The sequence below is a fragment of the Archangium violaceum Cb vi76 genome (assembly GCF_000733295.1).
GTDB lineage: Bacteria > Myxococcota > Myxococcia > Myxococcales > Myxococcaceae > Archangium > Archangium violaceum.
Genome location: NZ_JPMI01000069.1, coordinates 18,664 through 42,145, shown reverse-complemented (window position 1 = coordinate 42,145; position 23,482 = coordinate 18,664). Strand labels below are relative to the sequence as shown.

Here is a 23,482-nt window from a genome sequence, read left to right as displayed (position 1 = left end):
GNGTGCCACGCATCCCGGGTTGAACCCCTGGTCCACACTCGGGTCCACGGGTTGGAGAACAGGCACAGATACCCTCACCCCGACCCTCTCCCGAGGGGAGAGGGGATATTGGGCTCTCAGGCCACGCCCTTGCCGCGCCGGGCGATCCGCTCGGCGATCTTCGGGGCGGAACGGGCCTCGGCCAGGGCCGGATCCTGGGCGATCTCCTCGTAGTCGTCGTAGCCCGCTTCCAGCGCGCGCGCGAGCCACGCGGAGGCCTGTGCCACCTGGCCGGCTCGCGCGTGAGCCCGGGCGGCCTGGTACGCGTCCTCCGCGTTGCCCCCCGCCTCGAAGGCGCTCGCGTGCAGCGCCGCCGCCGCGCCGAAGTCTCCCCGGGCCACCGCCACGTCCGCCAGCAGCGTGTCCCGCTTCGCCGTCGCCTTCCAGGAGAACTCCCGCGCGGTGCGCTCGGCCTCGTCCAGCCGCTGCGCCTTCACCAACAGGCGCACCGCCAGCGCGGTCACCGCCTCCGTGCGCTCCTTCTCCAGCGCCGCCAGCGCGTGGGGCAGGGCGCGCTCGTGCAGGCCCGCCGCCTCGTACGCCATGGCCAGGCTGTAGGGCCTCGCGGCCTCGGGCGGCTGCACCTTCTCCAGGTGCGACACCGCGGCGCGCGCATTGCCCTCGCTCAGCGCCACCCACGCCAGCAGATCCCTCGCCGCGTTGCTCTCCTCGCCCGGCTTCGCCGCCGACAGCGCCAGGTGCCCCAGCCGGGCCGCCTCGCTCTCATGCCCCGAGCGCAGCGCCTGCCAGCCGCGCGAGAGCGCTTCCGGCTCGATCTCCGCCACCTTCACCGGCTCCAGCGGCTTGATGTCGCGCGCCACCTGGAGCGCCTGCCAGCACTGGTAGCCGAACATGCCGAACATGAAGCCGACGAAGAAGAGCTTGAAGGTCAGCGCCAGGGCCACCACGCCCCCCGCGGTGATGACGCCGATCCACAGGGCGATGCGCTGCCGGGTGGGCCCCAGCACGCCGCGCGCGATGTGCCCTCCGTCCAGCGGCGGCACCGGCAGCAGGTTGATGATGCCCCAGCCGAAGTTCACCCACATCAACTGCCGGAGGATGACGTAGCCCATGTAGCTCTTGGGCGGGACGAACTCGTAGACGGCGAGCATGAGCCCGCCGAAGAGGAAGCCGGTGAGCGGCCCGGCCGCGGAGACCGCCACATCCCTCCAGCGGCTGAGCGTCCGATCGAAGTAGGTCAGGCCTCCGCCCATGTAGAGCCGGATGCCCGCGATGTCGCAGCCCAGGCCCATGGCCATGAGCGCGTGCCCGATCTCGTGCATCAGCACGGAGACGAAGACCACGGCCACCCAGGACACCACGGTCTGCCAGCTCGAGCTCCCCATCAAGCCGAACATGGCCGTCATCACCCAGAAGCTCGGCTCGACGAGGACCGGGATGCGGCCGAGGTTGAACTGCCATGTGAAGGGAGGTGTGGAATCCATGTTCATGAGTCTCGTGAATCAGTTCTTCTGAACCACATCGAAGGCGTTCGACGTGGCGTGATGGCCCTGATCGTCCTCGACGACGACGATGTAGTTGCCGGGCGTATCGATGGTGAGGTCCTGGGTGCCGATGCCCTTGGAGAAACGGCCGGTCCGCGCGGAGATTCCGGTGGGCACGCCCCCCCGGTAGAGCTCCACCGTCACCCGGCCCTCGAATAGCTCCGCGTTGGGGCCCTCGGCATGGATGATGATGGAGAAGCGCTCGTTCACGTACTGCGTCGAGATGGAATCGAACCAATAGCCCTGGACCGGTTGCTCGCTGGGGTTCCTGACCTCGAAGGACCCGGAGAAGGTGGCCTCCCGCCCGTCCCCCAGCTTGACCCGGGCCTCATGCAACCCGATCCCCAGCCCCGGGCCCACCGTGCCCTGGAACTGGCCGTGGCCCAGGTACGTGTCCAGCGGCACCACCAACCGCGAGCCCAGCTCCAGCACCGGCTCCTCGAGCATCCGCACCGACTTGTTGCCGTAGTCCACGAGGAAGCGGGGCTCCTGGTCCAGCCGGACGATGACGCGGGTGGGCTCGTTGGTGAACTGTTCCCGGGGTGAGATCTCGAGGATCTGGAAGGACTCGGGAGTCGTCACGGGCGTCTGGCACGCGCACAGCGCCAAGAGGAAGGGGAGGAGCTTGCTCATAAGGCGTACCTTACGCCCAGGGACGCGGACAGCCCCCCGAGCTGTGCATCGATCTGTTGAGCCTTCACCTCGGCGTAGCTGCCGCGCAGCTCGAGCAGGGCACTCACCGCGCCGAGGCGCCAGGCGGCCTGGGCCGCCACGAAGGCCATGAACGTATGGCCCCGCTGGCTGTGTGGCTCGGGGAAGAGGGTGCTCGTCACGCTCTGGTCGTAATACAGGTCGCCCGCTCCGGCGCGGCCGTGGAGGGAGAGGGGCCCCCGCTCGAACGCCAGCACGCGCACGGCCAGCAGCAGGGGCAGGGCCACCACCCGCGAGTCCAGGACGGGCCCCGCGGGCCCGAGGGTGGGCTGGCTCGACAAATGGCGCAGTCCGCCTTCCACCTCCACCGTGAGACGGCCCCCGAGTGGCGGCAGGCGGTAGCCCAGGCCGAGCGAGAGCAGGGGCCCCCGGTTGTCTCCGCCGGCGAAGAAGCCTCCGGCCATCAGGTGCGGGGACAGGTGGTGCCAGCTCAGGTACTGGCGCCAGTCCACCCTGGGAGCGGGAGGCGCGGGGGGCGGTGCCACCACGGGCGCCTCGGGAGGCGGGACGATGGCCACGATGGGGGCCGCCACCGGAGCCATGACGCGCGCCGCGCCGGTGCCGTCCTTGAGGTGGGCATCCACCACCACGGTCCTGGCCCCGGCTTCCGGCTTCACGCGGAACACGCCCGGGCCCTGCTCCTCCACGCCGCCGCCCTGCACCTGGAGATCCACCTGTGCACGCGGCACGAGCTCCTCGCCCAGCAGCGTCAGCCACCCGGTGCCGTCCACGGGGAACACGTCCGGGCTGAGCACCGCGACCAGGGGCCGCTCGGGAGGCACGTCCAGCGGGGTGGTGCGGCGCGTCTCCTGGCCCTTGGCGGTGGCGAGCACGATGGCCTCGCGCACCCCGGGAGGCACCTCCACGGGCACCCGGGCGCGGCCCTTGCGGTTGGTGGTCACCGGGCCGAAACGCATGTCCGCCACCTGCACCACCACCTGGGCACCCGCGCCCACGTCCGTGGCCACGTCCAGCTCCGTGCGGCCCAGCAGGGGAATGCGCACGGTGGTGATTTCCGGGGGGCCCTCGGCCGCGTCCACCCAGAAGGCGAGCACGGCCAGCAGCGGGTAGCGGATGTCCGGGGGAATCCAGCGGTACGCGTACACGCCCCGGGCGGTGGCGGGCAGCGGCATCAGGTTGCCCGAGGAGGCCACGGCCCGGAGCGAGGGAGTACCGCGCGGCACCTTCACCTGCACCACCACCGCCTTGTCCCGGCCGAGCACCACCTGGGTGGGAGAGGCCGTCGCCGGGAAGGGCGCCGCCTCCACCACCAGGGGCAGGGCGAGCATCAGCAGCAGTGGGAGGACCGGCGCACGCATGAAGGGGGCCTACCGTCCAGCCTCCCTGGCGTCTCTGTCAACCCTCGGCGGGGTTGCCCGGCGGGGAAGCAGGCGCTTCCTCCGCTTCCGCCATCGGCTTGTCCGCTGGGCCCGTAGCTTTCGCGCTGGGCGGGCTGAAGGCGGGCTTCTCGGCCGGGGCTCCGCCGCGTCCGTGGACGAGCGTCTTCGTCTCGGACTTGAAGGTGATGTCCACCTTGTCCCCGCGGACCGCGGTCACGAACCCCAGCCCGAAGGTGGGATGCTGGATGACCTGATCCATCTTGTAGGTGTCCTTGGGGCTGTAGCGGGGGGCATTGGCGATGTCCTTGCCCGCCAATTGCTCCTCGAAGGTGATGATGACCTTGTCCTCGGAGCGGCTGCTGGCCCGGGGGGCCTTGGTGCCGCTGCTCCCGCCGGCACTGGAGCGGGCCGACGGGGCGGGCTTGTCGGTGGTGCCCGGAGCCGAGCGGAAGGCGTGATCTCCGCCGCAGGTGTTGCACCGGACTCGAGCGATCTTCGTGCCCACCATCGCCAGGATGGTGTGGGCCAGCGTGAGCCGGCACCGGGTACAGAACGCGTCGACCTCGCCGCCGACCTTGTGTTGGGTCGCCATGGGTGTTGCTTCTCGCTTCTCTTTTTTGAGGGGGGAGGGAAAAAGGGCGGCGGAACATAACGGCAAGCGCTCCCGGGAGAAACCCCTTTGTCGTGGCGTGTCACGACGGGGGGGTGGGCGCCTGGATGCCTGGGTTGCCTGGAAGCGAAGGGGGGCTCTGGAGCCAGAGCGTTTGCTTGTTCCGGCTGGCGGGAAACGTAGAGTAGGGCCCCACGTGGCATCCGAAAACGCACAGAACGCCGAATCACAGCCCGAACAGCCCTCGGTGCTGACCCGATCCATCGAGGGCGTGGGCCAGAGCGTCATCTCGATGGTGGAGGAGCTGGGGCACCTGATCACCCTCGGGGTGGACGTGGTGCGCTGGGGCGTGCGGCGGCCCTACCGCTGGGTGAACCTCTTCTTCCAGCTGGACTTCGTGGGCGTGGGCAGCGTCTTCATCGTGCTGCTGACGGGCCTGTTCACCGGCATGGTGTTCGCCAACCAGTCCGCGCGGGCCTTCGCCATGTTCGACGCGCAGAGCCTGGTGGGCCCCACGGTGGCGCTCGTCCTCACGCGCGAGCTGGCCCCGGTGTTCTCCGCGCTGATGGTCACCATGCGCGCCGGCTCCGCCATGTGCACCGAGCTGGGCACCATGCGCGTCACCGAGCAGGTGGACGCCCTGGAGACCATGGCCGTCAACCCTATCCAGTACCTCCTGGTGCCCCGGGTGCTGGCCGGCCTCTTCATGGTGCCCCTGCTCACGCTGCTCTTCGACACCTCGGGCATCCTCGGCGCCTATGCCGTGGCGGTGGGCACCCAGGGCGTGTCCGCCGGTACCTTCATCACCCGCACCCAGCAGTGGTTGGATCCCATCGACGTCTACGAGGGCCTCATCAAGGGCGCCGTCTTCGGCCTGGCGGTGACGCTCGTGTGCTGCTTCAAGGGCTTCAACGCCACGGGCGGCGCCAAGGGGGTGGGTCAGGCCACCACCGAGGCCATGGTGACCAGCGCCCTCTCCATCTTCATCCTCGACTTCATCGTCGGGGTGCTCCTGCACTGACATGGCGGACACGAGCTCCCGGCCGATGATCGAGATCTCCGGCCTGCACAAGTCCTTCGGTGTGCACAAGGTCCTCACCGGGATCGATCTCACCGTGCCCGCGGGCAGCACCTGCGTCATCCTCGGCGGCTCGGGCTCGGGCAAGACGGTGATGATGAAGCACATGATCGGCCTGCTCAAGCCGGACGAGGGCAGGGTGGTCATCGACGGCGAGGACATCGTCCCCATGGGCCCCGAGGCCCTGGAGAAGGTGCGCCACAAGTTCGGCATGGTGTTCCAGGCCGCCGCGCTCTTCGACTCCATGGACGTCTACGACAACGTGGCGTTCCCCCTGCGCGAGCACCGGGGCCTCTCCGAGGAGGAGATCCGCAAGCTGGTCCGCTCGAAGCTGGATCTCATGGGCCTGCCGCAGAGCGCCGAGCGCAAGTTCCCGGCGGACCTGTCCGGCGGTATGCGCAAGCGCGTGGGCCTGGCGCGCGCCATCGTGATGAATCCGAAGATCGTCCTCTACGACGAGCCCACCACGGGGCTGGATCCCATCACCACCGACTATGTGGACGAGATGATCCTCGCGGCCCAGCGGGAGCTGGGCATCACCAGCGTGGTCATCAGCCACGACATCGCCTCCGCCTTCAACATCGCGGACCAGATCGCCTTCCTCAACAAGGGGGTGATCCTGGAGCAGGGGCCCCCGGAGCAGCTACGCTCCTCCCAGCACCCCGCCGTGAAGGTCTTCCTCCAGACCTGGTTCGGAAAGAATGATTAGGAGTCACACCCGGTGAAGAAGCTCGTCACACCGTTCCGAGTAGGCCTGCTGGTGCTCGTCGCCGGAGGGTTCCTCTTTGGCTTCATCCTGTTCACCCGCAAGGGGGGGCTGGGTGAGGACGAGGCCCTCCAGGCCCATGCCTACTTCCGGGACGCCTCGGGCCTGGGGCCCAAGAGCCGCATCCAGATCGCCGGTCTCCCCGTGGGCGAGGTGGAGAGCATCAAGCTGGAGGGCACGCGCGCCAAGGTCACCGTGCGCATCCGCCGCGACGTCCCCGTGTTCGAGGACGCCACGCTGGCCAAGCGCTCGGAGTCCCTGCTCGGCGACTACCTGTTGGATCTCAACCCCGGCACGGAGATGGCGCCCCCCCTGAAGGAGGGGGCGGAGATCCGCCGCGTCATCGACGTGCAGGGCATGGAGGCCGTGTTCGCCTCGCTCAGCCAGATCACCTCGGACATCCAGCAGGTGACGGGCGCGCTGCGGGACGTGCTCGGCGGCGACAAGGGCGCCGGCTCCATGGAGCGGATCGTGGAGAACCTCGTGCGCGTGTCCGACGCGGTGGATATGACGGTGCGCGCCAGCTCCGAGCGCCTGGACGCCATCCTGCGCAACGTGGAGGGCGTGAGCTCGGACGTGCGCGGCATCACCGCCTCCAACGAGCAGAGCGTCAACAACATCGTCGACAACATCGAGGTCATCACCCGCGACACCCGCGAGGTGCTGGCCACGGTGAACAAGCTGGTGGGCAACGGTGGGGAAGCGGACCTGAAGGACAGCGTGGCCAGCCTCAAGCAGACGATGAGCCGGCTGGACAAGACGCTGGCCAACCTGGAGGACGTGACCACCAAGGTGAAGAACGGCGAGGGCGCCGTGGGCACGCTGCTCACCGACAAGCGCCTGGGCCAGAAGCTGTCCGAGTCCGTGGAGGACCTGTCGGACTTCTCCTCGCGGCTCACCGGCCTCCAGACGGAAGTGGGCATCCAGGCCACCTACCTCATGGAGCAGGGCTCCTCGAAGAACATGCTGACCCTGCGGCTGGCCCCCAAGCCGGACAAGTACTACCTGCTGGAGCTGGTGGATGATCCCCGCGGCACCACCGAGACGCAGTACGTCCAGGCCAACCCGCCCTCCTCGGGCGAGCCCGTGGTGCAGAAGCAGACCATCACCAAGGAGTCCTTCAAGTTCAGCGCCCAGTTCGCCAAGCGCTACTACTTCACCACGCTGCGCTTCGGCATCATCGAGTCCACCGGCGGCGTGGGCGCGGACTTCCACTTCTTCAAGGACCACCTGAAGCTGTCCGTGGACGCCTTCAACTTCTCCGTGGCCGAGCTGCGCTACCCCCGTATCCGCACCTCGCTCCGGGCCCAGGCGTTCGACCGGCTCTTCGTCGTCGCCGGCATGGATGACATCCTCAATGATCCCCGGCGCGACACCAACACCCGCCGGATGCTCGCCGGCCGCGACTTCTTCTTCGGCGGCGGCGTCTACTTCACGGATGACGACCTGAAGGCCATGCTGCCCGTCCTGCCCACGCCCTGAGTGTGGGTCCGGCACCAGATGGCTTGACCTGACCGGGTCAAAAGTCGTACCTCGCCACGGCACGGGCTGTCCCCTGGGAGCTCCGTGCCTGGTTCTCGAAGGCCTCTCTCCCTGGAAGCCCCATGTCTCTTCTCGTCGTTGGCTCGGTCGCGCTGGACTCGGTGGAAACCCCCTTCGGCCTGAAGGAGGACGTCCTCGGCGGCTCCGCCACCTACTTCTCCACCTCGGCCTCCTTCTTCACCCCCACCCAGGTGGTGGCCGTGGTCGGTGAGGACTTCCCCCAGGCCCACCTGGACTTCCTCAAGGCCCGGGGCGTGGACCTCGAGGGCGTCACCCGCGAGAAGGGCCGCACCTTCCGGTGGAAGGGCCGCTACGGCTTCCAGCTCAACGAGGCCGAGACGCTCGACACCCAGCTCAACGTCTTCCAGACCTTCTCGCCCCGTCTGCCCGAGAAGTATCGCGACGCCCAGTACGTCTTCCTCGGCAACATCCACCCCGAGCTCCAGTCCCAGGTGGTGGATCAGGTGAAGGCGCCCAAGCTGGTGGCCGCCGACACCATGAACTTCTGGATCAACGGCAGCCGGCCCGCGCTCCTCAAGACGCTCGAGCGCGTCAACCTGCTCTTCGTCAACGACGCCGAGGCCCGCCAGCTCACCGGCGAGCACAACATCGTCCGCGCCGCCCGCGCCATCCTCGGCATGGGTCCCGATCGCGTGGTGGTGAAGCGCGGTGAGTACGGCGCGCTCCTCTTCGAGAAGGATCACATCTTCGCCTGCCCGGCCATGCCCATTGCCGACGTGTTCGACCCCACCGGCGCCGGGGACACCTTCGCCGGCGGCTTCATGGGCACGCTCGCCATCGCCAGCCAGCTGAACACCGAGACGCTGCGCCGCGCCATGGTCATGGGCAGCGTCATGGCCTCCTTCACCGTGGAGAAGTTCAGCCTCGAGCGCCTGCGCGAGGTCACCCGCTCGGAGATCCGCGCCCGCTTCTCCGAGTTCAAGCGCCTCACCCACTTCGATGACCTGGGCCCCTTGGAGGGCTGAGTCGGCCGGGCCGGCACCGGTGGGGCAGAATGCCCCTCGTCCGGCTTGACGGAATTTTACGATGTCCCTATCCTTGGTTCCCGCGATTCCCGCCTTCCTGGGGAGCGCTTGGGCCCGCTGGGATTTTCCTGGCGGCCGAGCATCGCGGAGGACGCCGGGGTTGCGGACGGATAACCGAAAGCACGCACGTTTCCCCTCGCGCCTGCGGTGCTGGTGCGAGTCGGAGAACATCACGCTCTACGCGAAGATCGCGAATCTGAGCGAGGGTGGGTTGTTCCTGCAGACGCACACCCCGCTTGCGCTGGGGCGGCGGACGCTGCTGAGGTTGAGCAGCGGCGAGGTGCGCGAGGTCATGGCCGAGGCGACGGTGGTGTGGAGCCGGCCGCAGCGGCAGGACAAGGGGCCGCCGGGGATGGGGCTGAAATTCGAAGTGCTGGATTCTGGCGCGCTGGCACTGCTGCGGCGCATCATCTCCGAAGAGCAACGAGGGACCACGTTCGGAAACTGAAGTCCTCCGGACGTGGGCACCGGTGAGAACCCACCATGCGAATCGCGATCATCTCCGATGTCCACTCCAACATCGAGGCGCTGACGGAGGTGCTCCGCGTCGCGGAAGAACAGAAGGTGGATCGCATCGTCTCCCTGGGAGACATCGTGGGCTACGGGGCCTCGCCCAACGCGTGCTGCGACCTGGTGCGCTCGGTGACCGAGGTGACGCTGCTGGGCAACCACGACGCGGCGGTGGCCGGGCGGATGGACTACTCGTACTACTACGACGCCGCCCGCCACGCGCTGGACTGGTCCGCCGGGGTGCTCTCCGACGAGAACATGGAGTGGCTCAAGAGCCTGCCGTACACGTACCGCATTGGTGACGTGGGCTTCAGCCACGGCTCGCCGGTGGAGCCCAAGGCGTACGAGTACATCTTCGCGCTGGAGCAGGCGCGGGAGCTGGCGCCGTACGTGGAGCACCTGCCGGAGGTGACGTTCATCGGGCACAGCCACCTGTGCAAGGCGTTCGCCATTGGCAACGGCGAGGTGCATGACGTGGTGGCGCAGAAGTTCGGCATCCGCCGGGGCTACAAGTACATCATCTCGGTGGGCAGCGTGGGGCAGCCGCGGGACTACGACAACCGGGCCTGCTTCGTCATCTGCGACACCGGGGCGCGCACGGTGGAGTACCTCCGGGTGGAGTACGACATCGAGTCGGCCGCGCAGAAGATCTTCGACGCCTCGCTGGCGCTGAACTTCGGCAAGCGCCTGTTCCTCGGCGTCTGACCGGGGCCGCCGCGAAAAGGCCTACAGCCGGGGAGGGCGGGTGCTATCACTGGGGCGCCATGTCCCAGTCCCCCGGACCCCTGTTCGCCACCGTCCCCAACGACATCGACTTTCCCGCCGACGAGCGCCGAATCCTCGCCTTCTGGAAGGAGCGGCGGATTTTCGAGCAGTCGCTCCAGGGCCGGGAGGACGCGCCCGCCTTCGTCTTCTACGAGGGCCCGCCCACGGCCAACGGCCTGCCGCACAACGGCCACGTGCTGACCCGCGTCATCAAGGATCTGTTCCCGCGCTACAAGACCATGCGGGGCTACCGGGTCCCCCGCAAGGCGGGCTGGGACACGCACGGCCTGCCCGTGGAAGTCGAGGTGGAGAAGGAGCTGCGCATCCACGGCAAGGCGGAGATCGAACGCTACGGCGTGGAGCCCTTCACCGAGCGCTGCATCGAGTCCGTCTTCCGCTACACCAACGAGTGGGAGCGGCTGACCGAGCGCATCGGCTTCTGGGTGGATCTGCCGGAGGCCTACGTCACCTACCACCGCAGCTACGTGGAGAGCGTGTGGTGGGCGCTGGCCGAGCTGTACCGCAAGGGCCTGCTCTACCAGGGCCACAAGATCGTCTGGTGGTGGCCGCAGGGCGGCACCGCGCTCAGCTCGGGCGAGGTGGGCATGGGCTACCGCACCGTGGACGACCCCAGCGCCTACGTGGCCTTCCCGCTGCGCGACTCGCCCGACACCGCGCTGCTCATCTGGACCACCACGCCCTGGACGCTGCCGTCCAACATGTACGCGGCCGTCAACCCCGGTGTGGACTACGTCACCGTGGACGCGGGCGAGCGCAAGCTCGTCATCGCCGCCGCCCTGCGCGACGAGCTCGCCAAGAAGCTCAAGAAGGACCTGCCCGTGCTCGAGACGCGCAAGGGCAGCGCGTTGGTGGGCCTGCGCTACACCCCGCCCTATGAGGTGTACTTCCAGCGCGTGGGCGGCACGGAGCTGCCGCTCGCGGCGGGCGGTACGGACTCGCCCGCCTGGCGCGTCATCGGCGCCGACTTCGTCACCCTCTCCAGCGGCACGGGCATCGTCCACATCGCCCCGGCCTTCGGCGAGGACGACTACGAGGCCTTCCGCCGCGAGCGCACCCGCTTCGCCTCGCCCGAGTCGCTGGAGCTGTTCTGCGCCATCCGCTCCGACGGAACCTTCTCCGAGGACGTGCCCCAGCTCACCGGCAGGTTCGTCAAGGACGCGGACAAGGACATCCAGCGCGAGCTCAAGGAGCGCGGCCGGATGGTGCTCGTCGAGCAGTACCGCCACGAGTACCCGTTCTGCTGGCGCGCCGATGACGATCCGCTCATCCAGTTCGCCCGTCCCGCCTGGTACATCCGCACCACGTCCGTGAAGGACAAGGCCATCGCGAACAACCGCCAGGTCAACTGGGTGCCCGAGCACATCAAGGAGGGCCGCTTCGGCGACTTCCTGGCCAACAACGTGGACTGGGCGCTCTCGCGCGAGCGGTACTGGGGCACGCCGCTGCCCCTGTGGATCCACTCGGAGACGGGCGAGGTGGAGGCCATCTCCTCGCTCCAGGCCCTGCGCGAGAAACCCGGCAACAACCTGGCCGCCGTGGAGGCCGAGCTCCAGGCGTTCCTCGCCAGGAAGCCCGGTGCCACCAGCGTCGAGCACCTCATCGTCCACAAGCCGTGGGTGGACAAGATCACCTACGAGAAGCCGGGCACCCCCGGCCGCTTCACCCGCGTGCCCGAGGTGGTGGACGTGTGGTTCGACTCGGGCTGCATGCCCTTCGCACAGTGGGGCTACCCGCATGCGCCGGGCTCGCACGAGAAGTTCACCCGGGCCTTCCCCGCGGACTTCATCTCCGAGGCCATCGATCAGACGCGCGGCTGGTTCTACTCGCTGCTGATGATCAGCACGCTGGTGTTCGACGAGGAGACCCAGCGGCGCCAGGGCATCACCCCACGGCGGGACTGGCCGCTCCCGTACAAGAGCTGCATCGTCCTGGGCCACGTCTCCGACAAGGAAGGCAAGAAGGAGTCCAAGTCCAAGGGCAACTACACCCCGCCGGAGATCATCCTCGACGAGGTCCGCATGGACTTCGCCGTGCTCGATGACAAGACGGCCGGGGTGCCCGGGGTGGCCGGCGAGGCGCTCATCGCCCGCGAGGACCTGGAGGGCCTGGACCTGCAGGAGGGCGCGAAGGTGCAGGTGTTCCGCCCGGACAACGCGGGCACGGTGCTGACCCTCACGGTGAAGGCGCACAAGAAGCTCAAGCGGCGCGTGCTGCTGCTGGGCAAGAAGGAGCTGGAGGCGCTGGGCGTGGCGCCGTCGGCGCGCGGCGCGGACGTGATGCCGGTGGAGGTGCCCCGGCTGGCACCCACCGAGCGCGTGGTACTCAAGGATCCAGCCAGCCGGGCTCCCGGCGCGGACGCGTTCCGGTGGTTCTTCTACGCGGCGAGCCCCACGTGGTCCAACACGCGCCACTCGCTGAGCAACGTGCGCCTGCTGCAGAAGGACTTCCAGGTCAAGCTGCGCAACGTCTACTCGTTCTTCACCATCTACGCGAACATCGACGGCTTCTCGCCGGCCCGGGGCAACGCGGACGCCACCGAGGTGCCCTGGCGCGCCATCCGAAAGAGCCAGGGCTGGCGCGAGCCGGGCGCTCGCACGGTGCTGGACAGGTGGATCCTCTCCGAGGTGCAGCTCGCCCTGCGCGACGTGACGCGCCACCTGGACGCGTACCACGTGTACGACGCGGCCCAGCGGATGGTGGTGCTGGTGGACGCGCTGTCCAACTGGTACCTGCGCCGCAGCCGGGACCGGTTCTGGGCGCCGGGCCTGGAGCAGGACAAGCTCGACGCGTACTACACGCTGTACGAGGTGCTCACCACCATCGCGGCCATGTCGGGACCGTTCGTCCCATTCTTCGCCGAGGAGATGTGGAGCAACCTGGTGCGCAGGCCCTGGCCCACGTCCCAACCGGAGAGCGTGCACCTGGGCCGCTTCCCCGAGGCCGACACGGCGCTCATCGACGAGGGGCTCTCGGCGGAGATGGGGGCGGTGCGCGAGCTGGTGTCCCTGGGCCTCAAGGTCCGCACGGACAACCGGCTCAAGGTGCGCCAGCCCCTGGCCCGGGCCGACGTCATCCTGGCCCGCCATGAGTTGCGGGAGCGCGTGGCCGTCTACCAGGAGCTGATCAACGACGAGCTGAACGTGCACGAGGTGCGCTTCCTGGAGTCGGGCCAGGAGGCGGACGTGGTGCGCTACAAGGTCCGGCCCAACCTGAGGGCCATGGGCAGCCGGCTGGGGCCGAAGCTGGCGCCGGTGCGCAAGGCGTTCGACGCCGCCAACGGCCGCGCCCTCCAGCGAGAGCTGGCGCTCGAGGGGAGGGTGGCGCTGACGGTGGACGGGGAGCGCATGGAGTTCCCGTCCGAGGAGCTGGAGGTGCTGGTGGAGGCCAACCCCGGCTATGCGGCCGCGGGCGCGGGCGTGGGCGTGGTGGTGCTGCACACCGAGCTGACGGAGGCGCTGGTGGACGAGGGCCTGGTGCGCGAGCTGCTCGCCCGGGTGCAGGCGGCGCGCAAGGACATGGCGCTCGGGTACACGGACCGCATCCGCCTGTGGGTGGATGGGGAGGCACGGGTGCGCAAGGTGACGGACGAGGCCCGGGCGCTCATCTCACGCGAGACGCTCGCCCTGGAGGTGCACGTGGGTCCAGAGGGGCTCACGGGCCAGGAGGAGGAGTTCAACCTCAACGGCCTGCCCGCGCGGCTCCGGGTGGAACGCGCCTGAATGTCCGGGGCCCTGACATCAGGGGCCCCCTCCCGGTCGAAAAAGGGGTGCGGCGGTCCGGAAATGGCGTAGAAAACCGGACCCGTGCGCCCCTACAGCCCCCCTATCCGGATCGTCGTGGGCCTCCTGTCGGCCCTTCTCGTGGTGGCGGCCCCCGTGGCCTGCCGCAAGCCCGCCCAGCCCTCCGAGGCCTATACCCAGGCGCACACGCGCTTCGGCAAGCTGTACGGAGAGAAGGGTGATGACGCCTTCCTGGACCCGGCGCTCGCCGAGGTGGAGTCGCTGCTGGCCCAGGTGCCCGCGGACAGCCTCGACGCCCCGGCGGCCCAGGAGCTGCGTACCCGCATCCAGGCCGGCAAGCAGCAGGCGGCCGCCCATGAGAAGGCCCGGGAAGACGCCATGGCCCAGGCGCGCGAGCCCGGCCCGGGCTCCACTGGCTTCGGCTCGGATACCGGTTCGTCGGCGCCCGCTCCCTCCGACTCCGAGCCATCCGACGAGGGCTCCAATGACGGCACGGAGGACGCGGGCACGGGCACGGGCGTGCCCGGGGTCGGCACCCCGGAGGCCCAGCTGGCCAGCTCCGGCTGCTTCCAGAAGGGCGAGCCGCTCGAGGTGAAGGGCCGCGGCCGCAGGGATCGCTGGGAATTGGCGGACCGCCCGGCGTGTCGCCAGCAGTATGCCTCGCTCCAGGATCAGGCGTTGATCATCGAAGAGGGCAAGGTGCTCGCGCAGGTGCCGAAGAGCTCCATCCAGGCCATCCCCGTGGATGGCGGCACGGGCCCCACCCCGGATGCCGGCCGCTAGGCGCGCATCCCACTTCCAGACCTTTCACGCTGAACCGTCTCCATGAACGAACAGACCTTCATGAAGTTGATGAACATCCTCCCCAAGTCCGCCCTGTCCACGGCGGTGGGGATGGCCACCCGCCTGCCCGCACCGGCCCCGCTGCACCGGGCCGCCATCCGGACGTTCGCGAAGATGTACAAGGTGGACGTGGCCGAGGCGGAGCACGCCCTGGAGCACTACCCGACGTTCGCCGAGTTCTTCACCCGCGGCCTGAAGACGGGCATGCGTCCCGTGGATCCGGGCGCGAAGGTGGTGGTGTCCCCGGTGGACGGCGCCGTGTCCCAGGTGGGCTACGCCGAGCACGGCCGCGTCATGCAGGCCAAGGGCATCCACTACACCGTGGGCGAGCTGCTCGGTGACGAGGAGGCCGCGAAGCCCTTCCACGGCGGCGCCTGGACCACCATCTACCTGTCCCCGCGCGACTACCACCGCATCCACTCGCCGCTGGGCGGGAAGATCACCGGCTATGCGTACATTCCCGGTGAGTTCTGGCCCGTCAACCCGGCCTCGGTGAAGAACAAGCAGGCGCTCTTCTGCGTCAACGAGCGGCTCGTGACGTACCTGGACACGGTGGCCGGCAAGTGCGCCGTGGTGAAGGTGGGCGCCACCTGTGTGTCGCGGATCAAAGCCGCGTACGAGGACGTCATCACCCACCAGGGCAAGCCGGGCAAGGTGCACCGCTACGACACGGCCATCCCGGTGGAGAAGGGCGGCGAGCTGGGCCGCTTCGAGATGGGCTCCACCGTCATCCTCGTGTTCGAGCCGGGCCGCGTGAAGTGGGACGACAGCTTCCAGCCCGAGGCCGTGGTCCGCATGGGCCGGCGGATTGGAGAGATTCCGTGAGTCAGAAGGTCAGTGGCGTCAAGGGCATGAACGACATCCTCCCCGGCGACGTGGAGGTGTGGCAGCACGTCGAGCGCACCGCCCGGGAGGTGTTCGGCCGCTTCGGCTACGGCGAGGTGCGCACGCCCATCGTGGAGGACACCGCGCTCTTCGTGCGTAGCGTGGGCGAGACGACCGACATCGTCGGCAAGGAGATGTACACCTTCGAGGACAAGGGCGGCCGCAGCCTGTCCCTGCGCCCCGAGGGCACCGCTCCCGCCGCGCGCGCGTACATCGAGCACTCCATCAACAACCAGGAGCCCATCACCCGCTGGTTCTACATGGGCCCCATGTTCCGCTACGAGCGGATGAAGACGGGCCGCTACCGGCAGTTCCACCAGATCGGCGCCGAGGGCTACGGCTCCAAGGAGCCCGCCCACGACGTGGAGATGATGGACATGGTCGTGCAGCTCCTGCAGAAGCTGGGGCTCACCGACGTGTCGCTCAACATCAACTCGCTGGGCGATGACACGTGCCGGCCCGCCTACCAGAGCCGGTTGGTGGAGCACCTGCGCGCCCACGCCGACGAGCTGTGCGCGGACTGCAAGGTGCGCCTGGAGAAGAACCCGCTCCGGGTGCTCGACTGCAAGAACGAGCGCTGCCAGCAGATAGCCAACGCCGCGCCCAACATCACCGAGTCGCTGTGCGAGCCGTGCCGTGCGCACTTCGCCGAGGTGCAGCGCAAGCTGGACGTGCTCGGCATCAAGTACGTGGTCAACCCGCGCATCATGCGCGGCCTGGACTACTACACGCGCACCACCTTCGAGTTCATCGCCGCGCACCCGGCGCTGGGCACCGCCAGCACCGTGGGCGGGGGCGGCCGCTACGACAAGCTGGTGAAGAGCCTCGGCGGGCCGGACGTGCCCGCGGTGGGCTTCGGCCTGGGCCTGGATCGGCTCTGTCTGCTGCTCAAGGAGAGCGGCCAGCAGTTCGCCCCGCCGGTGGAGCTCTTCATCGCCGCGGCGGACGAGGGCTCGGCGGACGTGGCCTTCGGGCTGGTGAGCCGCATGCGCCGCGAGGGACTGCGCGTGGAGTTCGATACGCGCGGCGGCAGCCTCAAGAGCCAGATGAAGCGCGCGGACAAGACGGGCGCCCGCTTCACCCTGGTGCTCGGACAGAACGAGCGCGACAGCGGCCAGGCGCAGCTCAAGCCCATGGCTGGCGGAGACGCCATCCCCGTGCGGCTCGACGACCTGGCCTCCGCCGTTCGCGAGGCGATCGCCCGGCCCGCGGCTCCTCCCGCCTCCTGAGACGCAACTGGTCCAACAGTCGGACCAGTTGGTGAACATCGGGCCCGGAGGGCGTGCAGGCGTCTCGCTCTTCGAGGCCGAGTCATGGGAGTCATGGGGTTCCTCCGAGATGAAGCCCTTCCTCACCGTTATCGCCGGGCCCACCGCGTCTGGGAAGACAGCGCTCGCCATCGAGCTCGCCCGCCGCGAGGGAGGGGAGATCGTCAGCGCGGACTCGCAGCAGGTGTACCGGTATTTCGACATCGGGACGGCGAAGCCCTCGGCGGAGGAGCTGGCCGCCGTGCCGCACCACCTCATCTCCGTGGTGGAGCCGCTCGAGCCCTTCTCGGCCGCCGAGTACCAGCGCCGGGCCGACGCGGCCATCGAGGACATTGTCTCGCGGGGCAAGCGCGTCTTCGTGGTGGGGGGCACGGGCATGTACCTGCGCATCCTGCTGCATGGCCTGGTGGAGGCGCCGGGAGCGGACCCGGAGCTGCGCGCGGAGCTGGAGGCGCTCGCCGCCGCCGAGGGCCGGGAGGCCGTGCACCGCAAGCTCGCCGAGGTGGATCCGGAGACCGCCGCGAAGCTGCCGCCGAAGGATCTGGTGCGCACCATCCGGGCGTTGGAGATCCACAAACAGACGGGCAAGCCGGCCTCCGAGTTCCGCAAGGAGCACGCGTTCGCCGCGGATCGGTATCCCTTCCGGATGCACGTGCTGTCGCCGCCGCGCGAGGAGCTGTACCGGCGCATCGACGCGCGCAGCGCCGCCATGTTCCAGGGCGGGCTGGTGGAGGAGGTGCGTGGGTTGATCTCCCGGGGCTACGGTGAGGCCGCGCCCATGCGCAGCGTGGGGTACGTGCAGGCGAAGGCGGTGGTGGATGGGACGCTCCCGGTGGAGGAGGCCATCCAGCAGGCGGCACAGGAGACGCGCCGTTACGCCAAGCGGCAGCTCACGTGGTTCCGCAAGGAAGCGGGAGCGGGCTTCGTGGAGCCACCGTATGACGTGTTGTTGAAAGAGGGCGGCTCCAGTGGACGGGCCGAGCCCGAGGTGTCCTCGGGCATGCCCAACCCCGAGCCGGGTGCCTACCGCTCCATGAGGGACTGAACCACGAACACGCGGCCATCACCCTGGCCGCGCGGGGCGCCGTAGACCACCAGTCCGTCGGGTGTGGAGATGAGCGCGGTGGCCTGCTGCCGCGTGTTCTGCGGCATGCCGGCTGGAAACTCGATTTCGCTCACCAGGAACTCCGTGTGCGAGCTGACTGACGAGACACGGAGGGTGGGGCAGGGCGCCTGGGCGCACCGGACACCGCTGTCGGAGAGCCGGTACGTGCCGGGGCCGTGGACCTTGCTCGCATCGTGGAAGATGTCATCGAAGATGGAGCCCTCCGGGCCACACGCGGAGACACCGAACACCAGGAACGCGCAGAGGTATTTTCTCATGGTGGACAGTGCGGGTTGCAAAGCACGTTCCCACGCCAGCGCCCCGGGATTTCGCGAGGTTGCGTGCGCACGAGTCCTCAGAATTCCGAGGTAACCGGAGGCGCGTCACCACCGTATGGCAGGGCACTCCGCCGAAAGGATTGCCCGATGCACCCGCGTTCGCTGTTCCTCCTGACCGTGCTCGCCGCCAGCGCCTGTGGTCCCTCGTCGACGGTGGACGAGGGCACGGGCGTCATCCAGGAGCTCGACACCTCCGAAGCCGGCATCACCGCTTTCGTGCGAGAGGGCCGGTACAAGGACTGGCTCGCCGAGCCTGGCGTCCACGAGACGCGAGCGCCGCATGGCAGCAAGGTGCGCGTCTTCTTCAATGACACGGTCGTCCAGTCCCTGCGCGCGGGCAATGCCACGCACCCGGTGGGCAGCATCCTGGTGAAGGAGCTGTACGAGAGCGACGGGAAGACGCTCCGGGGCCATGCCCTGGACGTGAAGATCGCCGAGGGCACCGGCAAGGACACGTGGCTCTTCTACGAGGGCTTCGGGCCGGAGTACTCCAGCAACTACTACGGCCGGGGCCACTCGACCTGCCACGGGTGCCATGCCAGTGGCAGGGACTACGTCACCACCGCGCTGCCCTGAGGCGCACTCAGGAGGCGTAGCGGCCCGACTCGTCGGAGACGACGTCGTCCTGAGCGGAGCGGCCCGGCTGGGCCACCTGCGCGCTGGTGGAGACATGGCCCATGAGCTGGCGCAGCAGGCGCTCGGGGTCCACGGGCTTGGGCAGGAAGGCCTCGGCGCCGGCGTCGAGCGCGCGCTGGCGCACGTGGGGCCGGTTCAACCCGCTCATCACCACCACCCGGGTGTCGCGTGTGAGCGGGTGCTGCTTGAGGCCCTCGCACAGCCGGAGCCCGTCCACCCAGTGCAGCACCACGTCCAGGAGGATGGCCGTGGGCGGGCGGCGCGCCACCGCGCAGAACAGGGCCAGCTCATCGGCGAAGGCCACCACCCGGGCTCCCGTGGACTCCAGGAGCTGCGTCATGGCCTCGCGCTGATCCGGATCGTCATCCACGATGTAGTAGAGGTCCGGCTCGAGCGAGGGAATCGTGGTGGGCATGGGCTCCACGGCGGTGCGGACCCAGGAGGCCATGGTCTCGCGGATGCCGGCCCAGCGGGCGGCGTTGAGCAGGGAGAGCGGAGTGGGGGAGGAGAGCCCCAGCACCCCACCACCGCCCATGCCGCCCGAGGTGCCGCGGTTGCGAGCCGCGAGGAAGGCCTGGGGAGCGCGGCGTCCGGCGCGGCGCAGCCAGGAGATGGAGCGAGCGCCCGCGGCCGAGTCCTCGAGCATCTCATTGAGGCCCTCGCGCACGTAGCGGCGCTCCAGGGCCGTGCCCTCCAGTCCGGCGTCCAGCAGCGCCACGGCGGCGCGGCTGCAGGAGGCCAGCGTCTCGGAGAGCCCGAGCTGCAGCGGGTGGCCGAACGCCACCGCGCCCACCGCGAGCTGCCCGGGGGCGACGATCGTGCGGCCGGGACCATAGGGCAGCCGCGTCGTCTCCAGCGCGGCCAGCTCGAAACCTTCCTCCACGAGCCCATCGCGGGCGGCCATCATCAGCACCTGGCACAGGTCCGCCGGAGTCACCGAGGCCCCGAAGGCGAGCGCGTACACCGAATGCGCGCCGGGCAGCAGGAGCAGCCCATCCACCGAGCCCATGGGCGAGAGCCACAGCCGCGCGAGCGGCGCCACGGACAGCCGGGGCGAGGCGTGCCGCAGCCGCGCCTGCACGGCGGCGATGGTGGGAGCGGGCTTGAAGCCCGGGAAGAAGGCATCGCCCATGGAGGGCCCGGCGCCCGTGGCGAGGGCCACCGCGTGGAAGCGCTCGCCGCTGCCCTGGGCCCTCACGACGAGGGGGCCGCTCTTGCGCACCGCGGCGGGAGCGTCCGGCGCCGAGGGCTGATTCTCCACCCGCTCGACGCGCCGGGGCACGAAGCGCGCGCCCTGCGCGGTCGCCGCGCCCGCGAGCACTTCCCTCACCAGCGCGAGGCCACCCTGGCCCTGGGGCCACGCGTCCACCACCCACAGGCCGCCGGGTGTGGAGGGCAGTACCTCGCGGTTGCCATGGGAGAGGATCTCCACGCCGCGCAGCTCATGGGCGCGCCACTCGGGAGGCACGCGGCAGCCGAGCGCGGCGAGCCGGGAACGGCACTCCGGCGTGAGCAGGGCGGGCGGGGCGATGGCGCCCGGCTCCCCGCTTTCGTACACCCGCACGTCGAGCGCGCAGCCGCGGGCCCGTCCATTGAAGAGCAGCGAGGCGGCCAGTCCCGCACCGGCGATTCCACCCCCCACGATGGCCACCCTCGAACCGCTCGCCAGCTTGCTCCCGTTCATCCGCGCCCTCACTCCACCGTCCATCGGTCCTCTGGGGGTTTCTGGTTGTCAGTGACGCTGAACCTTGGGGGGCGGCAGCTCGGCCGCTCCGTACACCACGACCCGATCGCGGCCCTCGCGCTTGGCCTCGTAGAGCGCCGCGTCCGCCGCCCTCAGCAGGGCCTCGGTGCTCTCCTTGGGCTGGGCGGTCGAGTGATCCGCGATCCCCACGCTCACGCTCAGTCCGAAGGGGGCCGGCCGCCCGTCGCTGCGCGTCACCTTCACGGTACGCAGTCCGGCGCGGATCCGCTCGGCGAAGACCGCGGCCTCGGCCGCCGTCTGGTGGGGCAGCAGCGCGACGAACTCATCGCCACCGAAGCGGGCCGCGAAGTCCACCTCGCGCAGGTTGGTGCGCAGGTGGCTGGCCAGCGCGAGGATCGCCCGGTTGCCCACGTCGTGGCCCATGCCGTCGTTGATGGCCTTGAGGTGATCCAGATCGATCACCACCACGGACATCGGGTACTCGTAGCGGTTGGCGCGCTTGAATTCCTCTTCCAGCCGCATGGACAGCGCCCGGAAGTTGGCCAGGCCCGTGAGGGCGTCCGTCTGGGCCAGCACCTGGAGCCGCTGCTGCTGCTCGCTCTGGCGCAGGGCCCGGTCGATGCGGGCCATCAACTCGCGCGCGCTGGCCGGCTTGTGGACGAAGTCCACCGCGCCCATCTCCAGGCACTTCTCCAGCGTGGCCTCGTCGGAGTCGCCGGTGAGGAAGATGACGGGCACGGACTCGGTCGCCTTGTCGTGCTGCAGCGACTCGAGCACCGCCAGGCCGTCCTCGTGATCCAGGAAGCGATCCAGCAGGACCAGATCCGGGTGACGCTCGCGGGCGAGCACCAGGCCCGACTGGCCGTCGCTGGCGCCCAGCACATCGAACCGGGCGGCGAGCAGCTCCACCAGGCTGTCGCGTGTCCCCGGGTCGTCCTCCACGACCAGGATCAGGGCCCTCTCGCTGGGGCGCTCGTGCCGTTCCATGGTCCGCTCCACTTCCCGCGCTTGCCTGGTAATGGCAGGCCGAAAGTCTCGAGTGCCACGCCCGCTAGAGGGTGAGCCATCCCGCCCGTCCCCGGCCGTCGCCCCTGGCGCACCCACGTCCTCCGCCTCCTTCACCCGAGACCCCCGGCTGCCAAATCCGATCTCCACCACTTCGCCGGGCCGCTCGGGCCCGATCATGTGTCAGCCCAGGAGCAAGGGCCGTGCCCCTCTTCACGGCGACAGAGGGGGGAGTGATTCCAGGGACTTGCAGCATCCGTCTCGGGAGAAGGCGCCCCCGACTAGGCAAGAGTTGCAGCGTTCCCGGTTATCCCACCAGTAGGAATTCCCGGGGAGCGGGATCAGCGTCGGGGGGTGAACTGAACGCGCCGGCCCCCACCGCCGCCCAGAACCTGGGGCGGAGGCGCCTCCAGGCCGAACTGCCACCACCCGGGCTCATACGGCTTCATCTTCAGCTTCTTGTCGTTCTGCAGGGCGGACAGGCTGTTCTTGAGCTTCTCATCGGAGGGGTTGGCCTCCACGCCGCGTCCCAGCACCCGGAGGGCCTCGTCCTTCTCCTTGTTCTGCACGAGGCACCACGCGTACGCGGCCCACAGCAGCGGCTCCTTCTTGCCGGCGGTCACCGCGGTCTCGAAGGAGCGTTTCATCGCGCCGAAGTCCTTGCGCTGGTAGTACAGGGCGCCCTGCATGGCCTTGGCCATGTAGTTGCGGGGGCTGGCCTTGTTGAAGTGCACCTGCGCCCCGTCCAGATCCTTGGACATGTACTTGAGCATGCCCAGCTGCGAGTGGATCTCGGGCCCCACCATGAACTGCCACTTGTCGTAGGCGAGCCCGCCCTCCAGCATCTTGATGGCCCGCTCGACGCGCGCCTGGGCTTCCTTCTGGCTGGTGGGCTGCCCCTGGAGCTCCTTCTGGACGGACTCCATGAGGACCTGGAGCTGGTTGCCGATCCGCCGGGCGAGCAGGAGGTAGGTCGCCACGAAGGCGATGGAGCCTGGGATGATGCCGGCCCAGATGGAACCGACGCCAGAGAGTTTGATACCCAGGGTGATGACGAGACCCACACCCAGGGCGATGAGAAGGTTGTACATGGCGCCCCGTTTATCCATCAGTGTGTAGGACCGCAATCTTCAGATGCGTCCGGGCGGGCATCGCGGTATACGTTCGCTTGTTCCAGCCCCAAGGGGCCCTCTGTCGAAATTGGTAGACGAGGCGGACTCAAAATCCGCTGCGGCTGACCCCGCGTCCCGGTTCGAGTCCGGGGAGGGCCATTCCGGGGAGTTCTCGCCCGATGGGAAGGGGCAACTACTCCCCCCAGGCGTGCAGTGAGACTCCGGAGTCCCAGGCGGGAGGTCCTCTGATGAAGGTGTTGCTGGTGGAGGATGACGCCAGTCTCCGCGAGGGGATGGGGGAGCTGATCGCCGAGCAGGCCGAGGTACGCGAGGCGGGCAGCGTGGCCCAGGCGTTGGAGGCCCTGAAGGAGGAGCGCTTCGCCCTGGTGGTGACGGACCTGCGCATTGGAGACAAGGGCGAGGGCGGGCGGATCATCCTGGAGGCGGCGCGGCAGCGGCTGCAGCCGGTGGCGATCGTCAGCGCGGCCACGGCCGAAGAGGTGGTGAAGGTGCTGCGGCCGCACGAGCCGGACGCGGTGCTGGCCAAGCCCTTCCAGATCGAGGACATCCTGGACCTGGTGGAGCGCTTCGTCACCCTGCGGCAGCAGGTGGAGACGGCGGCGCGGCGCGAGCCACCGCGCGAGGGGTGGACGGAGGAGGCGGCGGGCGTGCGGGTGGTGGAGGAGCCGGGCGGGTGTCTGTGGGTGCGGATGGAGCCCGGGGTGAGCCAGGGCCGGCCGGTGAACCGGGGGCGGGCGGGCTTCATGGTGGTGGAGGGCTCGCTGGAGGTGGAGGGCGAGCGGCGGACGGGGCACCAATATTTCTATCTGGCGGCCGGACCGCGTGAGGTGCGGACCCACGAAGGATGTCTGGCCGTCTCGATGGCGCTTCGCGCGTAGCGGAGCGCTGGCG

At 69.3% G+C, this 23,482-nt stretch carries 21 protein-coding genes and 1 tRNA gene; 14 read left to right on the top strand and 8 right to left on the bottom strand.

Annotation, left to right across the window (positions count from 1 at the left end):
- Window positions 1-116 precede the first annotated feature (116 nt).
- Genes Q664_RS10950 through Q664_RS10935 form a run of 4 tightly spaced genes read right to left on the bottom strand, consistent with a single transcriptional unit; the run spans window position 117 to window position 4,187 of the window.
- Window positions 117-1,484, bottom strand: coding sequence for a metalloprotease (locus Q664_RS10950; protein WP_160174380.1), 1,368 nt, complete (start codon window positions 1,482-1,484; stop codon window positions 117-119).
- 18 nt (window positions 1,485-1,502) lie between these two features.
- Window positions 1,503-2,177 (bottom strand): hypothetical protein, encoded by a 675-nt coding sequence (locus tag Q664_RS58955; protein WP_043393234.1) that lies wholly within the window; start codon window positions 2,175-2,177, stop codon window positions 1,503-1,505.
- Window positions 2,174-3,574: a hypothetical protein gene (locus Q664_RS10940; RefSeq protein WP_043393230.1), complete on the bottom strand. Its 1,401-nt coding sequence runs from the start codon at window positions 3,572-3,574 to the stop codon at window positions 2,174-2,176. The genes Q664_RS58955 and Q664_RS10940 overlap by 4 nt, the downstream gene beginning before the upstream one ends.
- A gap of 37 nt (window positions 3,575-3,611) precedes the next feature.
- Window positions 3,612-4,187, bottom strand: a complete 576-nt coding sequence (locus Q664_RS10935) for a hypothetical protein (RefSeq protein WP_043393227.1) — start codon at window positions 4,185-4,187, stop codon at window positions 3,612-3,614.
- Window positions 4,188-4,467: 280 nt separating this feature from the next.
- Between Q664_RS10935 and Q664_RS10930 the strand changes: the two genes are divergently transcribed.
- The 11 genes from Q664_RS10930 (at window position 4,468) to miaA (ending at window position 17,714) form a co-directional block, all read left to right on the top strand.
- Window positions 4,468-5,226, top strand: coding sequence for an MlaE family ABC transporter permease (locus Q664_RS10930; RefSeq protein WP_425117414.1), 759 nt, complete (start codon window positions 4,468-4,470; stop codon window positions 5,224-5,226).
- A gap of 25 nt (window positions 5,227-5,251) precedes the next feature.
- The gene (locus Q664_RS10925) at window positions 5,252-5,992 is read left to right on the top strand and encodes an ABC transporter ATP-binding protein (protein ID WP_043393249.1); all 741 of its coding nucleotides are present in this window, start codon (window positions 5,252-5,254) and stop codon (window positions 5,990-5,992) included.
- Between the two features lie 12 nt (window positions 5,993-6,004).
- Window positions 6,005-7,531, top strand: a complete 1,527-nt coding sequence (locus Q664_RS10920) for an MlaD family protein (RefSeq protein WP_043393220.1) — start codon at window positions 6,005-6,007, stop codon at window positions 7,529-7,531.
- A 122-nt stretch (window positions 7,532-7,653) separates the two neighbouring features.
- Window positions 7,654-8,577 carry a PfkB family carbohydrate kinase gene (locus Q664_RS10915; protein ID WP_043393217.1) on the top strand — a complete coding sequence of 308 codons (924 nt, stop codon included), beginning with the start codon at window positions 7,654-7,656 and terminating at the stop codon, window positions 8,575-8,577.
- A 160-nt stretch (window positions 8,578-8,737) separates the two neighbouring features.
- Complete coding sequence (locus tag Q664_RS10910) at window positions 8,738-9,085, top strand: TIGR02266 family protein (protein ID WP_043393214.1); 348 nt, start codon at window positions 8,738-8,740, stop codon at window positions 9,083-9,085.
- Window positions 9,086-9,120: 35 nt separating this feature from the next.
- Window positions 9,121-9,852 carry a metallophosphoesterase family protein gene (locus Q664_RS10905; RefSeq protein ID WP_043393211.1) on the top strand — a complete coding sequence of 244 codons (732 nt, stop codon included), beginning with the start codon at window positions 9,121-9,123 and terminating at the stop codon, window positions 9,850-9,852.
- Window positions 9,853-9,911: 59 nt separating this feature from the next.
- Entirely contained in the window at window positions 9,912-13,652 is a 3,741-nt protein-coding gene (gene ileS / locus Q664_RS10900) for an isoleucine--tRNA ligase (RefSeq protein ID WP_043393208.1), read from the top strand.
- An 84-nt stretch (window positions 13,653-13,736) separates the two neighbouring features.
- Complete coding sequence (locus tag Q664_RS10895) at window positions 13,737-14,456, top strand: hypothetical protein (protein ID WP_043393205.1); 720 nt, start codon at window positions 13,737-13,739, stop codon at window positions 14,454-14,456.
- A 42-nt stretch (window positions 14,457-14,498) separates the two neighbouring features.
- Window positions 14,499-15,341: an archaetidylserine decarboxylase gene (asd, locus tag Q664_RS10890; protein ID WP_043393202.1), complete on the top strand. Its 843-nt coding sequence runs from the start codon at window positions 14,499-14,501 to the stop codon at window positions 15,339-15,341.
- Window positions 15,342-15,367: 26 nt separating this feature from the next.
- Window positions 15,368-16,630, top strand: coding sequence for a histidine--tRNA ligase (gene hisS / locus Q664_RS10885; RefSeq protein WP_235216648.1), 1,263 nt, complete (start codon window positions 15,368-15,370; stop codon window positions 16,628-16,630).
- 109 nt (window positions 16,631-16,739) lie between these two features.
- On the top strand, window positions 16,740-17,714 hold the full coding sequence (miaA, locus tag Q664_RS10880) for a tRNA (adenosine(37)-N6)-dimethylallyltransferase MiaA (protein WP_084609722.1): 975 nt from the start codon (window positions 16,740-16,742) through the stop codon (window positions 17,712-17,714).
- Here the strand turns inward: miaA and Q664_RS10875 are convergent.
- Window positions 17,693-18,052 (bottom strand): hypothetical protein, encoded by a 360-nt coding sequence (locus Q664_RS10875; RefSeq protein WP_152622027.1) that lies wholly within the window; start codon window positions 18,050-18,052, stop codon window positions 17,693-17,695. The genes miaA and Q664_RS10875 overlap by 22 nt on opposite strands.
- 147 nt (window positions 18,053-18,199) lie before the next feature.
- On the opposite strand from Q664_RS10875, the gene Q664_RS10870 reads away from it, so the two are divergent.
- Window positions 18,200-18,688: a hypothetical protein gene (locus Q664_RS10870; protein ID WP_043393194.1), complete on the top strand. Its 489-nt coding sequence runs from the start codon at window positions 18,200-18,202 to the stop codon at window positions 18,686-18,688.
- 7 nt (window positions 18,689-18,695) lie between these two features.
- Here the strand turns inward: Q664_RS10870 and Q664_RS10865 are convergent, their stop codons facing one another.
- The 3 genes from Q664_RS10865 to Q664_RS10855 form a co-directional block, all read right to left on the bottom strand.
- Entirely contained in the window at window positions 18,696-20,432 is a 1,737-nt protein-coding gene (locus Q664_RS10865) for a response regulator (RefSeq protein ID WP_043393192.1), read from the bottom strand.
- Window positions 20,433-20,480: 48 nt separating this feature from the next.
- Window positions 20,481-21,440, bottom strand: coding sequence for a diguanylate cyclase (locus tag Q664_RS10860; RefSeq protein WP_043393189.1), 960 nt, complete (start codon window positions 21,438-21,440; stop codon window positions 20,481-20,483).
- Between the two features lie 359 nt (window positions 21,441-21,799).
- The gene (locus tag Q664_RS10855) at window positions 21,800-22,549 is read right to left on the bottom strand and encodes a tetratricopeptide repeat protein (RefSeq protein WP_043393186.1); all 750 of its coding nucleotides are present in this window, start codon (window positions 22,547-22,549) and stop codon (window positions 21,800-21,802) included.
- A 94-nt stretch (window positions 22,550-22,643) separates the two neighbouring features.
- On the opposite strand from Q664_RS10855, the gene Q664_RS10850 reads away from it, so the two are divergent.
- Window positions 22,644-22,729: transfer RNA gene (locus Q664_RS10850), tRNA-Leu, on the top strand.
- A gap of 89 nt (window positions 22,730-22,818) precedes the next feature.
- Window positions 22,819-23,469 carry a response regulator gene (locus tag Q664_RS62110; protein WP_043393184.1) on the top strand — a complete coding sequence of 217 codons (651 nt, stop codon included), beginning with the start codon at window positions 22,819-22,821 and terminating at the stop codon, window positions 23,467-23,469.
- The last annotated feature ends 13 nt before the right edge of the window (window positions 23,470-23,482 follow it).

Excerpts from the sequence above, each read along its gene's own strand:
- Q664_RS10950 (WP_160174380.1), bottom strand. The coding sequence starts at position 1,484 with ATGGATTCCACACCTCCCTTCACATGGCAGTTCAACCTCGGCCGCATC.
- Q664_RS10905 (WP_043393211.1), top strand. The coding sequence starts at position 9,121 with ATGCGAATCGCGATCATCTCCGATGTCCACTCCAACATCGAGGCGCTG.
- ileS (WP_043393208.1), top strand. The coding sequence starts at position 9,912 with ATGTCCCAGTCCCCCGGACCCCTGTTCGCCACCGTCCCCAACGACATC.
- asd (WP_043393202.1), top strand. The coding sequence starts at position 14,499 with ATGAACGAACAGACCTTCATGAAGTTGATGAACATCCTCCCCAAGTCC.
- Q664_RS10855 (WP_043393186.1), bottom strand. The coding sequence starts at position 22,549 with ATGTACAACCTTCTCATCGCCCTGGGTGTGGGTCTCGTCATCACCCTG.
- Q664_RS10865 (WP_043393192.1), bottom strand. The coding sequence starts at position 20,432 with ATGAACGGGAGCAAGCTGGCGAGCGGTTCGAGGGTGGCCATCGTGGGG.
- Q664_RS10875 (WP_152622027.1), bottom strand. The coding sequence starts at position 18,052 with ATGAGAAAATACCTCTGCGCGTTCCTGGTGTTCGGTGTCTCCGCGTGT.
- miaA (WP_084609722.1), top strand. The coding sequence starts at position 16,740 with ATGAAGCCCTTCCTCACCGTTATCGCCGGGCCCACCGCGTCTGGGAAG.
- Q664_RS58955 (WP_043393234.1), bottom strand. The coding sequence starts at position 2,177 with ATGAGCAAGCTCCTCCCCTTCCTCTTGGCGCTGTGCGCGTGCCAGACG.
- Q664_RS10935 (WP_043393227.1), bottom strand. The coding sequence starts at position 4,187 with ATGGCGACCCAACACAAGGTCGGCGGCGAGGTCGACGCGTTCTGTACC.
- hisS (WP_235216648.1), top strand. The coding sequence starts at position 15,368 with ATGAACGACATCCTCCCCGGCGACGTGGAGGTGTGGCAGCACGTCGAG.
- Q664_RS10870 (WP_043393194.1), top strand. The coding sequence starts at position 18,200 with ATGCACCCGCGTTCGCTGTTCCTCCTGACCGTGCTCGCCGCCAGCGCC.
- Q664_RS10940 (WP_043393230.1), bottom strand. The coding sequence starts at position 3,574 with ATGCGTGCGCCGGTCCTCCCACTGCTGCTGATGCTCGCCCTGCCCCTG.
- Q664_RS10860 (WP_043393189.1), bottom strand. The coding sequence starts at position 21,440 with ATGGAACGGCACGAGCGCCCCAGCGAGAGGGCCCTGATCCTGGTCGTG.
- Q664_RS10925 (WP_043393249.1), top strand. The coding sequence starts at position 5,252 with ATGATCGAGATCTCCGGCCTGCACAAGTCCTTCGGTGTGCACAAGGTC.
- Q664_RS62110 (WP_043393184.1), top strand. The coding sequence starts at position 22,819 with ATGAAGGTGTTGCTGGTGGAGGATGACGCCAGTCTCCGCGAGGGGATG.
- Q664_RS10915 (WP_043393217.1), top strand. The coding sequence starts at position 7,654 with ATGTCTCTTCTCGTCGTTGGCTCGGTCGCGCTGGACTCGGTGGAAACC.